The organism is Spirosoma daeguense, assembly GCF_054776875.1.
This window is the reverse complement of sequence record NZ_BAAHBF010000001.1, coordinates 248,615-262,986: the sequence shown is the minus strand read 5'-3', so window position 1 is coordinate 262,986 and position 14,372 is coordinate 248,615. Positions and strand designations below refer to the sequence as shown.

11 protein-coding genes are annotated in these 14,372 nt (G+C 44.8%); 7 read left to right on the top strand and 4 right to left on the bottom strand.

All coding sequences use genetic code 11. From position 1 onward, the window contains the following. The first annotated feature begins 166 nt into the window (after positions 1 to 166). Positions 167 to 3,025, top strand: a complete 2,859-nt coding sequence (locus ACYVD4_RS00905) for a two-component regulator propeller domain-containing protein (protein ID WP_460941729.1) — start codon at positions 167 to 169, stop codon at positions 3,023 to 3,025. Positions 3,026 to 3,034: 9 nt separating this feature from the next. Here the strand turns inward: ACYVD4_RS00905 and ACYVD4_RS00900 are convergent, their stop codons facing one another. From ACYVD4_RS00900 to ACYVD4_RS00885, 4 genes are all read right to left on the bottom strand, one after another. Beyond that, positions 3,035 to 4,486 carry a phytoene desaturase family protein gene (locus ACYVD4_RS00900; RefSeq protein ID WP_460941728.1) on the bottom strand — a complete coding sequence of 484 codons (1,452 nt, stop codon included), beginning with the start codon at positions 4,484 to 4,486 and terminating at the stop codon, positions 3,035 to 3,037. Between the two features lie 87 nt (positions 4,487 to 4,573). Beyond that, on the bottom strand, positions 4,574 to 5,440 hold the full coding sequence (locus ACYVD4_RS00895) for a cyanophycinase (protein WP_460942962.1): 867 nt from the start codon (positions 5,438 to 5,440) through the stop codon (positions 4,574 to 4,576). Positions 5,441 to 5,501: 61 nt separating this feature from the next. Beyond that, positions 5,502 to 5,801 (bottom strand): hypothetical protein, encoded by a 300-nt coding sequence (locus ACYVD4_RS00890; RefSeq protein ID WP_460941727.1) that lies wholly within the window; start codon positions 5,799 to 5,801, stop codon positions 5,502 to 5,504. A 473-nt stretch (positions 5,802 to 6,274) separates the two neighbouring features. Continuing rightward, positions 6,275 to 7,363: a GntR family transcriptional regulator gene (locus ACYVD4_RS00885; protein ID WP_460941726.1), complete on the bottom strand. Its 1,089-nt coding sequence runs from the start codon at positions 7,361 to 7,363 to the stop codon at positions 6,275 to 6,277. Between the two features lie 536 nt (positions 7,364 to 7,899). On the opposite strand from ACYVD4_RS00885, the gene ACYVD4_RS00880 reads away from it, so the two are divergent. The 6 genes from ACYVD4_RS00880 to rpsI all read left to right on the top strand — a co-directional run bounded on the left by ACYVD4_RS00880 (position 7,900) and on the right by rpsI (position 14,347). Next, positions 7,900 to 8,298, top strand: a complete 399-nt coding sequence (locus tag ACYVD4_RS00880) for an FtsL-like putative cell division protein (protein WP_460941725.1) — start codon at positions 7,900 to 7,902, stop codon at positions 8,296 to 8,298. Next, positions 8,288 to 10,408, top strand: a complete 2,121-nt coding sequence (locus ACYVD4_RS00875; protein WP_460941724.1) for a penicillin-binding protein — start codon at positions 8,288 to 8,290, stop codon at positions 10,406 to 10,408. Before ACYVD4_RS00880 ends, ACYVD4_RS00875 begins: the two co-directional genes overlap by 11 nt. Before the next feature lie 176 nt (positions 10,409 to 10,584). After that, positions 10,585 to 12,063, top strand: coding sequence for a UDP-N-acetylmuramoyl-L-alanyl-D-glutamate--2,6-diaminopimelate ligase (locus ACYVD4_RS00870; RefSeq protein ID WP_460942960.1), 1,479 nt, complete (start codon positions 10,585 to 10,587; stop codon positions 12,061 to 12,063). Positions 12,064 to 12,177: 114 nt separating this feature from the next. Further along, a complete protein-coding gene (gene mraY, locus ACYVD4_RS00865; protein WP_460941723.1) occupies positions 12,178 to 13,386 on the top strand; it encodes a phospho-N-acetylmuramoyl-pentapeptide-transferase in 1,209 nt (402 codons plus the stop codon). 125 nt (positions 13,387 to 13,511) lie between these two features. Continuing rightward, positions 13,512 to 13,961 (top strand): 50S ribosomal protein L13, encoded by a 450-nt coding sequence (rplM, locus tag ACYVD4_RS00860; RefSeq protein ID WP_460941722.1) that lies wholly within the window; start codon positions 13,512 to 13,514, stop codon positions 13,959 to 13,961. Beyond that, a complete protein-coding gene (gene rpsI / locus ACYVD4_RS00855) occupies positions 13,961 to 14,347 on the top strand; it encodes a 30S ribosomal protein S9 (RefSeq protein WP_460941721.1) in 387 nt (128 codons plus the stop codon). The genes rplM and rpsI overlap by 1 nt, the downstream gene beginning before the upstream one ends. Positions 14,348 to 14,372 lie beyond the last annotated feature (25 nt).

Sequence of the window (14,372 nt, the reverse complement as noted above, 5' to 3'; positions counted from 1 at the left end):
TCGACATAACTAGAATTAGCAATATTTTTCTAATTATTTTTTGCACAAAAGTAGGCTACAAGTAAATTAGTAGCGAAAATGGGGGTACATCATTACCACATCATGTGGGCATTTATGATCTATTTTTGATGATTTTACTACATCATGCCATTTTCGTAGGCAGATTATGAGAAGAAAAGAGAGGAGCTTTTTGTTAGCATTCGGCTGGTGGTTTATTTGCCTGATTCTGGTACTGACAATAAGCAAACAAACTTGCTGGGGGCAGTCGCCGTATAGTTTCTGTTTGCCAGAGATTAGTCAATACACGCGCCAGATGTATGGTGCCTATAATCAGAACTGGGGAAGTGCGCAGCATCCTCGAACCCGCTTTATTTACTTCGCCAATTCTAAGGGCTTACTTGAATTTGATGGTAGCAACTGGAAGGTATATGAGTTGCCCCGAAAGCAGCGCATTCGTTCGGTTGCTATAGATCAGGAAGGGCGAATTTATACGGGCGCGCTGGGTGAATTTGGTTACTGGTTTCCGGAAGCGAATGGGACACTGAAGTACCATTCGCTGGTTCCGCTGATCCGTGAAAAGCAGTTTTTGCAGGAAGAAGTCTGGAATATTTTGATTACTCCTGAAGGGGTGATCTTTCAATCGTTTGCTTACGTTTATCGCTATGCGCTAGGACGTATGCAGTTTTTACCTCCGCCATCTACGACTTTGTTTATTCATTTGGTCCATAATCGACTTCTACTAGAAGTATTAGGAAAAGGGCTTTACGAGTTGCGTGGCGATACGTATACTTTATTGAAAGACAGCGATTTTCTGGGGCGAGAAACAATAAATACGATACTGCCTCTGGCAGATAAACAAATCCTGATCGGCACTGAGCGGGCCCTCTACGTATACGATGGTGCTACGTTTAAACCCTTCAATCAACAACTTAATACGTTGCTCCATCACGACCGACTGAACCGGGGAGTACGACTAAAATCGGGATTGTATGCATTTGGTACGTTGCTTAATGGTGTATTTATTACCAATGCTGCCGGACAGGTTCGGTATCACTTCAATCAGAAAAATGGCTTACAAAATAGCACTGTTCTATCTATGTGCGATGACGTTGATGGGAATTTATGGGTTGGATTGGATAAGGGAATTGATATGATTAACCTGAGTTCGCCAGTCCGGTATTTTACAGATACAGAAGGGGTACTCGGAACACCTTATGATGTAGCACGATTTGAAAATAATCTGTATTTGGGAACAAACCAGGGTGTCTATTACAAGTCATTGCAGCAGCCAACAGATGCGTTTAAACTTATACCGGGCACACAGGGACAGGTTTGGGATTTAGCTGTTGTGGATAACCAGTTATTGTGTGGCCATAATAAAGGAACCTTTCAAATCGAAGATGGGCAGGCTCACCTGATATCGACAGTAACAGGTGGTTGGGTGTTGGGGCGTCTGAAACGCTATCCGAACAAACTTATTCAGGGAACCTATACCAGTCTGGCTATTTATGAGAAAAACAAAGCAGGTAACTGGATTTTTCAACATACAATTACGGGCTTTTCGGCTCCGGTTCGGCAACTGGATGAAGATGGGGAAGGAAATATATGGGTGAATAAAGCGTCGAACCTGGGCTTGCAACGTATACGGCTGTCTGATGATTTACAACGGGTTACGTTCAGTAAAGAATACACAGATGATGTGTTTAACAGCCCTGTGCTAAATCTCTGCCGGGTGCAAAATCGGGTTGTTGTAACATCGACTCAGGGATTGCTGGTGTATGAACCACAACATGACCGTTTTGTGCCAGCGTCAACAGTTTACCCGTGGGCTGAGAATACGATTCGTAAAATATTTCCAGCCCCTGATTCAAGTTTGTTTTTACTACGTCAGGATGGCACTGTTGGATGGACACCGGCTCGTGGTCAGGTATCAACAGATATACCCGTACAGACAAATCGGTGGGTGGAGGATTTTGAGAAAATCGCCCCAATAGATTCAGAATATATCGCTTTTTGCCGAGAGGATGGGTTTGCCATCTTACCCCGAAAAGAAATGAGCCGACGGGTAAATTCAGTGCCGCCAGCGTTAATTCGAATGATCGAGACTACAGATGAGGAGGGAGAAAACTATATATTCTGGGGTAATCAATCGACCCTAAATGCTTCGTATGCTAATGAGTCTACCATACTTGTTACGTTCTCAACGCCTTATTATACGCAACCGGTCAAATACAGCTATTGGCTCGAAAATAGCACTCGTGGCTGGTCGCCGTATGCAACTAGCCACCAGAAAGAATTTAGCAATCTACCGCCTGGGCAATACGTATTTCATCTAAAATCGAATCTGAACGCTACTGAAACGACGCTTTCATTTGAAATTCGTCCGCCGTGGTACTGGAACGTATGGAGCAAATTGTTGTACTTTATTTTATTTGTTACGTTCTGTGGCCTAATATACGTCCTGCATTTGCGCAGGGTGACTATACAGCAGAATCGGGTTCGAAAACGGATGGAAACGAAGTTGCGTCGGCAGGAAGAAAAAAGCCAGCAAAAAATCATATTGTTACAGAAAGAACAATTGGAGCAAAGCCTGATTCAGAAGTCGGAAGAACTGGCTAATTCAACGATGGGACTCATTCATAAGAATGAACTGTTGATGCAGTTGAAGGAAGAGTTGAATCGAACGAAAGCAAAAGAGAGTAGCCGGTTTCCGGGTGAAGATTTTCAGCGAATCACTACGTTGATCGATACCAATATTTCGAGCGAGCGCGACTGGAAAATCTTCGAAACCAACTTCAATAAAGTACACGAGCAGTTTTTAAAACGACTCTTTGACGAATATCCTGATTTGGGGCAGGGTGATTTAAAGCTGGCCGCTTATCTGCGGATGAACCTGTCTACCAAAGAAATTGCTCAGTTATTAAATATCACTCATCGTAGCGTTGAGCTAAAACGGTACCGACTTCGTAAAAAACTTGATCTACAGGCTGATGCGAATCTGAGTGAATTTATGATAAAGTATTGAACACCAGATTTATATAGGTACCGTTAATCCAAATGCATCACGTAGCGCTACACGGGCGGCATGATAACCGCACATGCCATGTACGCCACCACCGGGGGGCGTTGACGAAGAACAGATGAAAATATTGGATGCCGACGTTTTATAGGGCGACAAACTGATGGTTGGACGAGTATATAGCTGACTAATATCAAGAATACCGCCGTTTATATCTCCGCCAATATAATTGGGATTATAGGTTTCCATTTGGGCTGAATCCATCGTATGTCGAGCCAGAATACAATCCCGAAAACCGGGCGCAAAACGCTCAATTTGCTGCTCAATAACCTTGGTTCGGCCGAGGGTAGAGCCGTTGGGAACGTGGCAGTAAGCCCAGGCTGTGTGTTTACCTTTTGGAGCCCGACTTGGGTCGAACAAACTTTGCTGGGCTAGTAAAGCGAATGGTTTCTCGGGGTGCTGGCCATCTGAAGTGGCTTTTTCGGCTGCAACAATTTCCTCGAACGTACCACCGATATGAACGGTTCCTGCCTGTCGACATTCAGGCGCTGTAAAGGGAATCGGCTCACTCAGTGCCCAGTCAACTTTAAAAACGCCCATGCCATAACGGTATCTGCTAAGCTGTTTTCGGTAGACAGATGAAAGTTGATCGCCAGCAATACGTAGCAATTGTTTGGGCGTAATATCGAACAAAACAACCCGCGAAGCTGGAATATCTTTCATTGACCGAACATACGTATCGGTTTCAATTTTACCGCCCAGGGAACGGAAATAAGACGCCAGCGCATTCGCAATGGATTGTGAACCACCTTTTGGAATGGGCCAGCCGTATAAATGCCCGGCTGCCGTGAGCACCATTGCAATAGCCGACGTAGTAAGATTGGTAAGCGGCTGGATCGAATGCGCGGCCATGCCACCCAAAAGACCACGCGCTTCTTTAGTTGTAAATCGTTTTAGTAATTGTGTAGATGGAAGCAGCGCATTCAAGCCAAACAACGCCATATCGATCGGGTGCTTCGGGATACGTAGCGGCCCCAATACGTCAGGAGCCATTCCCGGCCAGCTACGTGTCAGTGGCTCAAGTAAATCACGGTACGTTTGCGCATCTGTTCCGAGTGCATTAGCGGTGTCGCTGAGCGATTTCAAAAGGGCAGCGGCAGTTCCGTCATCGAAGGGGTGAGCGGCTAGAACTGGAGGATCTATAAAATCAAGTCCGTGTTCGGCAAGCGGTAATTTCTGGAAGAAAGGTGAACCTACCGCCATCGGGTGAATTGCCGAGCACACATCATGCACAAAATCAGGAAGGGTTAGTTGTGCCGAACGTAGCCCACCACCAATCGAATCTTTAGCTTCCAGCAACAGTACTGAAAGACCCGCCAGTTGTAATGTAATTGCCGCACTAAGTCCATTGGGCCCAGACCCAACTACCACAGCGTCATAATCTTGCTTATTTTTTGCGTTACTCATGGCATGACGCTACTCAACTACTAGTTAATCTGATAATTTCCTGCCGCCATTGGTGTAGCCAACCGTTTTAGGGTATAAAGCTTATCTTTATTTAGCTGGCTCGTTGGGTCGCGGTGGTTGCTGATTGATAACTTTTCGGCTTTGTAAATCAAATTTCTGGCCTTTCTCAAGGAAATAAAACGGCCCGCCACTACTGTTCTGACCAGATGGATATTTACCGCTATTGGCAATTTGGCTGGCTTCGTAAATGCCAACATAGGAATTGCCAATTACCTCAAACGTACTCTGCTGTACAACAATGGCGGTACCTTCATCAATGGCGATACCCAGCAATTGAGGACGAGCTTTTATAACATCGATCAGATCGAATTGGCGGTTCCGGCGGAGAAAATGCTGATCAATCGTTACGTTATGAATAAAATCCAGCCCTTGCGTATGATCACCGACCATAATGGAGTTTCCTTTGGTGTCGCCCCGGACCATAAAGGAACCCTGAATAGTTGCACCCGCCGAAGTGCCGCCAATTACACCGCCCCGGTTTAGGAGTGCATTAAACTCTTTGTGCGCTAGTGTGTTCAGATACGAGTCGGTCAGTCGCCAGTGACGCCCACCCATAAACCAGATACCCGTGGCATTTTTTAAGGGAGCAACAAATGATTCCTGATTAGCTACTTTAGGATCGCGGGTATGCAAGGTTGTTACGTTCTTAACGCCCAAGCTTTGTAGTTTTTCTATTTCTCGTGGGGCACGAATGGTCAAAGAATCTTCACCTGCCGTTGGAATGATAACGATAGAAGCGTTAGCTACACCACCTGCCAGTTCGATGAATCGACTCCAGATTTCGGCTGGCATAGTACCTCCACCCACAATCACCAGTGCGCCTTTTTCTGGCCCTACCGTCTGCGATTGGCCCTGGCAAACTATAGCTAGTATGTACAGAAAACAGAGGGTGATGAGTTGTTGTTGTTTCACGGGTGTATTGGTTAAATAAGCTACCTGTTTTTAATAAAGGAAGTTACACGCTAGCGTCGTAATGTACTTCCTTTATGCTTACTAATCCCTGCACCGATTGTAATCGCCCTAAAAACCGATCTGTTACGTTAGGCGTGTCCCGTATTTGTACCGTCAAAGAGCCTTTAACCCGTACTCCATCGGCTTCAAAACTGAGTGCACGAATAATAAGTGATCCATCATGCGGCAAGATACTGGTAACATCGTTAACGAAACTTACCCGGTCGAAACCCGAAATCTGATACGTTACTAAAGGGAATGGTTCTGATAGAGAAGCATTTCCTTTGCTTGTTGATGGTTGCATAATTGAAAAGCAACAATGTTTTTCTGATGATGAAGTTGAAGGGCACTAAACAGATTCGCTTTATTCAGTTAGGATTTATAGTTAACTACAAATCCTAATAACCTGCAAAGGAGCCAACGAAGTTTGATGAGATGAGCGGAGAGTAAAAATTAACAACAACGTATCGGTTTCATTGAGCTCTTGACCATGTTTCTGGAGATAGAAAATGCAATGGTATCGGTCTGGCTGAATGTAGGTTGTTGTGAAGCATTCATGGTTGTACTATAAATTGATTACTAACTAATCTTGTTGACTTATAGGCAAAGGTGAATATAGGAATATTGATTTCCAAGTAAATTATAAAAAAATGAATGTCAACTAGTTACGTATTAGTCTATAGAGAATACGATTATAAATCAGTTCAGACAGTTAGCTATGGCACTATGCCTGACCGGGATACGGAAGGTGCGCATACTTTGGGCTATGCGTATCAACTAAAGCGATCCACGACGTATCATGTAGAACGGATTTTTTACTTTAATACGTTTGTGGTCGAGCAGGAGCGAAGCGGCTGTGTAACCCATTGCCTCAAAATCGGTCGTGATAACGGTTATATTCAACAGCTCTTTAAGCGTTGTTTCGTTGAAAGAGATGATTCCGATTGCCTGACCAAGCTCGTAATTGGATTGGCGAGCTTTTTTCACCAGTTCCGACAGGTCTGTTTCCTCTACTACTACGTAGGCCGTTCCGGGCTGTAGCTGTTCATTTTGTGCGTTTTCTTTAATAGAAAAACCCTTATTGTAATTCACACAAAATGACCGGAATCCGTGCATGGTTTCCACACAATAATTACCATCGCTGGGCAAAATAAGCACCATCCGATTGTACTTACTTAACAAATCCTGAGCGTTTTCAAGCGCTCCACAAATGTCTTTATCAAAATTTTGATGTACGCTTAACGAGGAGCCACTTAATTCGGGTACGTCTTTGTCGAGCAGCACCAGTTCGTCGGATGGAATACTTTTCAAGACTTCCAGATAATCGGCCTTATCCATGTCCTGTGTAAAGTGAGGCATCACTACGTAGTAATTGTATTTTCCCAGGTTTTTCTCAATAATTTCCTTAAAATGGTATGCACTGTAATGATGAATCTGAAGATCGACAGTGGCGTGGTCGCCCAGTGCTTTTAGAAAAGAATAATAGATAATCTTTTTGTAAGAACTTAACTTATTGAAAATGAGTAATATTTTTAGTTTAGGCACTACGTTGACCTGTACGTAATAACCTTTCCCCTGCACAGAAATAATGTATCCTTGCTCGCGAAGCTCACGGTACGCTTTTTCAACCGTGTCGCGGGCTAGATAATACTCAACACTCAGTTCGCTGATTGACGGCAACTGTTCATTATTTTTCAATACACCCCGCTCAATATCAGTAATAACCGATTGAACAATCTGCTTATACTTTGGGGTCTTATCCTTTGGATTAAACTGAAGTTTATAATGAGGAGTTGCTGAACGTGTATATACGTCAACAAAATCATGTTCCGACCGCCGAGATTGTGAAGAGGACTTAGCTAACATAGCTTTTATCTATTATGGATTATTCTCCGACTTGGCAGAGAATCCTGTACAAAGCCAACTTGAAATACACATACAAGCTTGTAAAGAATTATAGACATAAAGAAGAAAATATCTGATTTTTTTATGCAAACGTTGCCGGTAACGTTGCCAAAAGGGATAATTGCCAGAATTTTTATGAAAAAATTAAATTCGCTACAGCCCTTACTACTCATAAATGATTGCGGAAGAAGGCGAGTGATTAGGTCCAAAATTGGATTTACCCAATAGTGATACGTTTTTGATGATACCTTCTTAATCAGCTATCCTATTATGAATTGAACTTTCAACAGGTTGGCTTTAGACTTATGGCTTATACCACTCAATTCTGTTTTAACGAACCTGCTGCGAACCCAAGTTTACACACCTACAAAAATAACGTTCAAAGCCTGAGATAGTTGTAAGTGGCAATCCGATGAAATCTGCTTTTCTGCCAAATTTTCTTCACAACAAATCGCAATGCTTTTGTTATTTTGGGGTTTCAAATTTTACTAACCCATATGGCTAAAAATACCTTCCGGCGGCCGCCCCGAGAAGCTCCTAGAAAGAAGCAACGGCGTCGGATACAACTCGCTTCATGGCTCGATAACTATATCGGGTTTGATCGGATTTTTGGCGAAGACAACGCCTGGCCGATTCGCTATATAGATCGGATTTTGTGGGTTACAGGTCTGCTGATTCTTTATATCTTTCTGAATCACAATGCCGAACGTCTGGTTCGCCGTATTCAGCGAGCAAAGAGCCAGACCGATGAGCTACGGGCACAGGCAACCGTGCTTCAGGCCGATTTTGACAAAAGTGGAAAACAGTCAGAAATTAGTAAGCGTGTGGCCGAACTAGGCCTTTCCGATAGCCAGACACCTCCCCATAAAATTACGGTAAAGTCAGATGAGTACTAATATAAAAGCAGATATCATTGAGCGGGCCAATCACGTGTTCTTTTTCGTGATTGTGCTGGCGGTTGGCGTATTGTTCAGGCTGGTTTATGTGCAATATCTGCATCGGGACCTAAAAGGTAATTTCTGGCGCGAACGTGTTGCCACCACTGTTATTCAACGCGATACGATTCGGGCCATGAGGGGTAAAATTTATGCGGTTAATAATAATCTGCTGGCTACGTCGCTACCAACCTACGTAGTGGGTATAGATCCAATGATGGCCAAAAAAGAATATTTCGATAAGAAAATCGACTCGCTGGGTTTGTTGATGTCGCAGATTTTTCGGGATCGCACGGCAGAAGATTATACCGATATGGTTCGGCATGCCCGGGCAAACAAACGACGATACGTACTACTGAATCGTCGACGTGTTACGTTTCAGGAACGTCAGAAGATGTTGAAATGGCCATTTTTCCGGACTTCAGCAAAAGTAGCGGCTCGTGGTGGAGTGCTACGTCCTTACTACGAACGCTATCATCCGTTTGGGCAGATGGCCGAACGTACTATCGGCAATCTGGACGCAAAAACTGGCCGGGGACTTATTGGAATAGAGGCTAGTTTTCAGCCAGAACTGGCTGGTAAAAATGCTGTTGGATTAGTTGAAGCGCTGTCGGGTGGAGTTCGTAAGCCGGTTAACGATGGGCCAGATATGACGCCAGAACCTGGTATGGATCTGTACACGACCATTGACGTTAATTTTCAGGACATCGCCGAATCGTCGCTACGTTCGGCCCTTGAAAAATACAATGCTGCCAAAGGTTGTGTAATTGTGATGGAAGTTGCTACGGGCGAAATCAGGGCCATTGCCAATCTGACCAAACAGGACGATCACTACGTCGAAAATTTTAACCACGCGCTGGCCGGACGTACTGACCCTGGCTCGACGTTCAAACTGGCGACCATGATGGCTTTGCTGGAAGAAAAAGCCATTTCGCTTAATCAACCGGTCGCTACGGGTAATGGGTCGCGGATGTACCATAATCTTCGGATTACGGATGCCAAACGTGGAGGAGCCGGTACGATTACAGCCCGTCAGGTTTTCGAAAAATCCTCGAATGTTGGCACACACCTGCTCATGCAGAGTTATTTTTATAGTCGGCCCCGATTATACTGTCAGTATCTCAGCAAGTTTCACCTGACTCAGCCTACCGGCATACACATGAAGGGAGAAGCGATTCCGGTAGTACGTAATCCGGATATGAAAGGCTGGAGTAAGGTATCGCTTACGTCAATGTCATATGGGTACGAAATGCAGATAACCCCTTTGCAGATGCTGGCGTTTTACAATGCGGTGGCTAATGGAGGTCGTTGGGTACGCCCGATGTTAGTAAAGCAGATTAAACGGGGCGATGAGCTTATTCAGGACAATAAACCGTATACACTTTCTGAAACCATCTGTTCAAGACAAACTGCCCGATTAGTGCAATCGCTGTTACGGGGAGTGGTTACCGAAGGAACGGCCAAACACATTAACAACCCACATTACGCCATAGCCGGAAAAACGGGTACAGCTCAGAAAATTGTTAATGGTCGTTATCAGGTGGGTAAATACTATACGTCGTTTATCGGCTATTTTCCCGCAGACCGGCCAAAATACAGCATGATAACCGTGGTTGATACACCGCAGGGAGATAATATCGATTTGTTATATGCTGGCTCGGTAGCTGCTCCTGTATTCAAATCCGTGGCTGACCGTATTGTTGCTTCTGATATAAAAATGCACGCTCCCATGCGGGCTGGGTCATCTCGTCCAGTGTCAACTACCGGTTTGTTGGCAGGTTATGCTGATGACTTACATACTATTAGTGCAACGATGAATCTTAGAAATGAGCCATCGACAGAAGGTTGGGTTGAGTCGTCGCAGGGAGGGCGTTGGAAATCTCGTCCAACCCGGTCGAGTGAAGTGCCTGATGTACGCGGACTTACGCTGCGGGATGCTGTTTATCTGCTCGAAAATCGGGGCTTTCGGGTGTCGGTGGAAGGGCGTGGTAAAGTAAAAGAGCAATCAGTATCGCCGGGAGTGGGTATTGCAAAAGTGGCTGGGAGAGCGATTAGCTTGAAACTCGGTTAGCAATTTTGATTGGTTTGCTGAGGCCTTACGTAGCGACTTATTTCCTGCTGAATCTAGGTCGCTACGTAAGGCCTCAGCATTTATTGGCAAATCAATAATAGCTTAAATTAGGCAATTCCGCCCGTACACCGTTTTTTTGCAGCCAACAAACGGACATACTGTTCGTCTTTATGGCTATGGAGCTTAAAAACCTTTTCTATAAAATTCCGCTACTCGCTACGTCTGGAAGTATGGATACGGACGTAACCGAGTTGACAATGGATTCGCGTCGGGTTGGTCCAGGCAGCTTGTTCATAGCTGTGCGCGGCACTGTTACTGATGGCCACGCCTTTATCGACACTGCTATTCGAAACGGGGCATCGGCTATTTTGTGTGAAGAATTTCCGGCCGATATAAATCCGGCTGTAGCCTTTGTTCGGGTGGAGGATTCGTCGCGGGCAATGGGATTGGTAGCGGCTAGTTTTTACGGACAACCTTCGCAAAAACTGAAATTGGTTGGCGTAACAGGCACAAATGGTAAAACCTCGGTTGCTACGTTGTTATTTCGGCTGTTTCGTCAGCTAGGTTATCGTTGTGGCTTGTTGTCAACTGTACAGAACCAAATTGATGATGAAGTGATTCCGGCTACGCATACGACTCCCGATGTGATCACCATTAATCAATTGCTGACCAAAATGCTGGCGCATGGGTGTACACACGTATTCATGGAAGTGAGTTCACATGCCGTAGTACAGGAACGTATCGCCGGGCTGACGTTTGTAGGAGGGATTTTTACGAACATCACGCACGATCACCTTGATTTTCATGGTACGTTTGATAATTATATCAAGGCTAAAAAAGGTTTTTTTGATCAACTTCCGGCTAAAGCGTTTGCGCTAACAAACGTAGATGATAAAAGGGGGCTGGTGATGCTTCAGAATACAGCGGCTCGCAAAGAAACATATTCGCTTAAAACGCTGGCTACCTTCAAAGGAAAGGTAGTGGCCGATAGTCTGTTTGGCCTTCATATGCTTGTCGATGAGCAGGAAGTCTGGTTTAAATTAATCGGTCGTTTCAATGCGTATAACCTGCTAAGTGTTTATGGAACAGCCGTATTACTCGGCGAAGACGCTGCTGATGTACTAACCTTATTGTCTGGCATCACTCCACCGCCGGGACGTTTCGAACAGGTTATTTCAGAGGAGAAAATTGTGGGTATTGTCGATTACGCGCATACGCCTGATGCCTTGCAGAACGTACTCGAAACCATAAACGACTTACGGCAGACAAACGAACAGGGGCATATACCTCAGGTTATCACGGTTGTAGGATGTGGCGGAAATCGTGATGCTGCTAAACGACCAATCATGGCCGAAATCGCCTGTCGGTACAGTGATCGGGTTATTTTAACTTCCGATAACCCACGTAATGAAGATCCGATGGCTATTTTGGAACAAATGCAGGCTGGTGTTCCTCCGGTTGATTTCAAAAAAACTAAAACGGTTGAGGATCGACACGAAGCTATTCGGCAGGCTGTTGCCATAGCTAAGCCGCACGATATTATTCTGGTGGCGGGAAAAGGACACGAAACGTATCAGGAAATCAAGGGTGTTAAGTATGATTTTGATGACCGGGCTGTTCTACGAAGCACTTTTATAGAACACGGAAATCAGTAACTTTGACCTGTAACAAAGAGCGAAAGAGTGAAAGAGCGAAAGAGCGAAACCATCCGGTAGGTTTCCGCGTCAGCCCTTCGCTCTTTCACTCTTTCACTCTTTCGCTCATTAAAAATGCTCTATTACCTCTTTCAGTTTCTCGACGAACGATACAACATTCCCGGAGCCGGGGTTTTTCAATACATTTCATTCCGTGCCCTTGGCGCTGTTGTTACGTCGCTATTTATAGCAGCTGCATTTGGTCGACGTATTATTGATACGTTACGAAATCTCCAGATCGGAGAATCGATACGTGATTTAGGACTGGAGGGGCAGATGCAAAAACGTGGCACGCCTACAATGGGAGGATTTATTATTCTGGCGTCGTTGCTCATACCCGCACTGCTGTTTGCCAAGCTTTCGAATGTATACGTAGTGCTGGCCCTTGTTTCGACGGTGTGGACAGGCTTAATCGGGTTTCTGGATGATTACATAAAAGTTTTCAAAAAGAACAAGGAAGGCCTTCAGGGGAAGTTTAAAGTAGTTGGTCAGGTAGGATTAGGACTGATTGTGGGTTTGACGCTTTATTTTAACGACTACGTTAAAATTCGTAAATACGCTCCCCGTCGGCTCAGTACGTCAGACATACCTGATGTATACGTAGATATTAAGTCGACGCTGACAACTGTTCCTTTTATTAAAAATATTGACTTCGATTATAGTACGTTACTGTTTGGGTTACTCCCCGATAGTTATAGCTGGATTGTGTACGTACTGGTCTGTATTTTTGTTGTCACGTTCATTTCAAATGGAGCCAATATTACCGACGGAATCGACGGCTTGGCGGCTGGTTCATCGGTTGTAATTGGGCTTACACTGGCTATACTAGCTTGGTTATCAAGCAATAAAATTGCTTCTCAATATTTAACCATCATGTATATTCCAAATTCGGGCGAACTAGTTGTGTTCTGTGCTGCGTTTGTTGGGGCCTGCGTCGGATTCTTGTGGTACAACTCATATCCTGCTCAGGTGTTCATGGGCGATACAGGCAGTTTAATGCTGGGAGGAGTTATTGCTGTCCTGTTTTTAGCGATACGTAAGGAATTAATGATTCCTCTGGTTTGTGGAATTTTTCTGGCCGAAAATATGTCCGTTATCCTTCAGGTAGGCTATTTTAAGTATACTAAACAAAAGTATGGTGAAGGCCGACGTATTTTCTTAATGTCGCCATTGCACCATCATTTTCAGAAAAAAGGCTACCATGAAGCCAAGCTGGTAACTCGTTTCTGGATTGTAGGTATTATTCTGGCTGTAATGGCTTTGGCAACGCTTAAGTTACGCTAGAAGGAATTGTAGGCCATGGCCTTGTTTTTCAGCGTAGTAACTCCTATATTTGCACTCCCGTTTTGAAGCGGGGGTGCTTTTTTATAAGCAAGTTATTAGAAATCAACCAATTAGTCTCCATAAAAGTGAACACTCTCAGTTACAAAACTATTTCTGCCAACAAAGAAACGGCGCAGAAGGAGTGGGTTGTGATTGACGCGCAAGGTGCAGTGCTCGGTCGGCTGGCCAGCCAGATTGCATCTATGATTCGCGGAAAACACAAAACCAACTTCACTCCGCATGTTGATTGCGGAGATAACGTGATTGTCATCAATGCCGAAAAGGTACGCCTGACAGGTGCTAAGATGACCGACAAAGTTTACGTTCGCCACACCGGTTATCCTGGTGGACAACGTTTCGCAACGCCACAGATTATGCTCGAAAAACACCCCGAGCGTATCATTGAACATGCGGTAAAAGGCATGCTGCCTAAAAATCGGCTTGGTCGGCGGTTGTATACCAACCTGTATGTTTATGCTGGTGATCAGCACCCACACGAGGCTCAACAACCTAAAGCCGTAAAATCTAAGTCATAATGGAACGTATTAATACCATTGGCCGCCGTAAAACAGCTATTTCCCGCATCTATATGTCGGCGGGAAGCGGAGCCATTTCGGTAAACGGAAAAGACTACAAACAGTATTTTCCAACCGAAGTTCTTCAGATCATTCTTAACCAGCCGTTTGCAACAATCAACGGTGTTGGTGGCTACGACGTAAAAGTTAACGTTCGTGGTGGTGGTGTAGCCGGTCAGGCTGAAGCTACCCGTATGGCTATTGCCCGGGCACTAGTCGAATTGAATGCTGAATTCCGTCCAGCTTTGAAGAAAGAAGGATTCCTAACACGGGATTCTCGGATGGTAGAGCGGAAGAAACCAGGTCGGAAAAAAGCCCGTCGTCGTTTCCAGTTCTCGAAACGTTAATAGCAATAGGGATTGTCCCTATGCA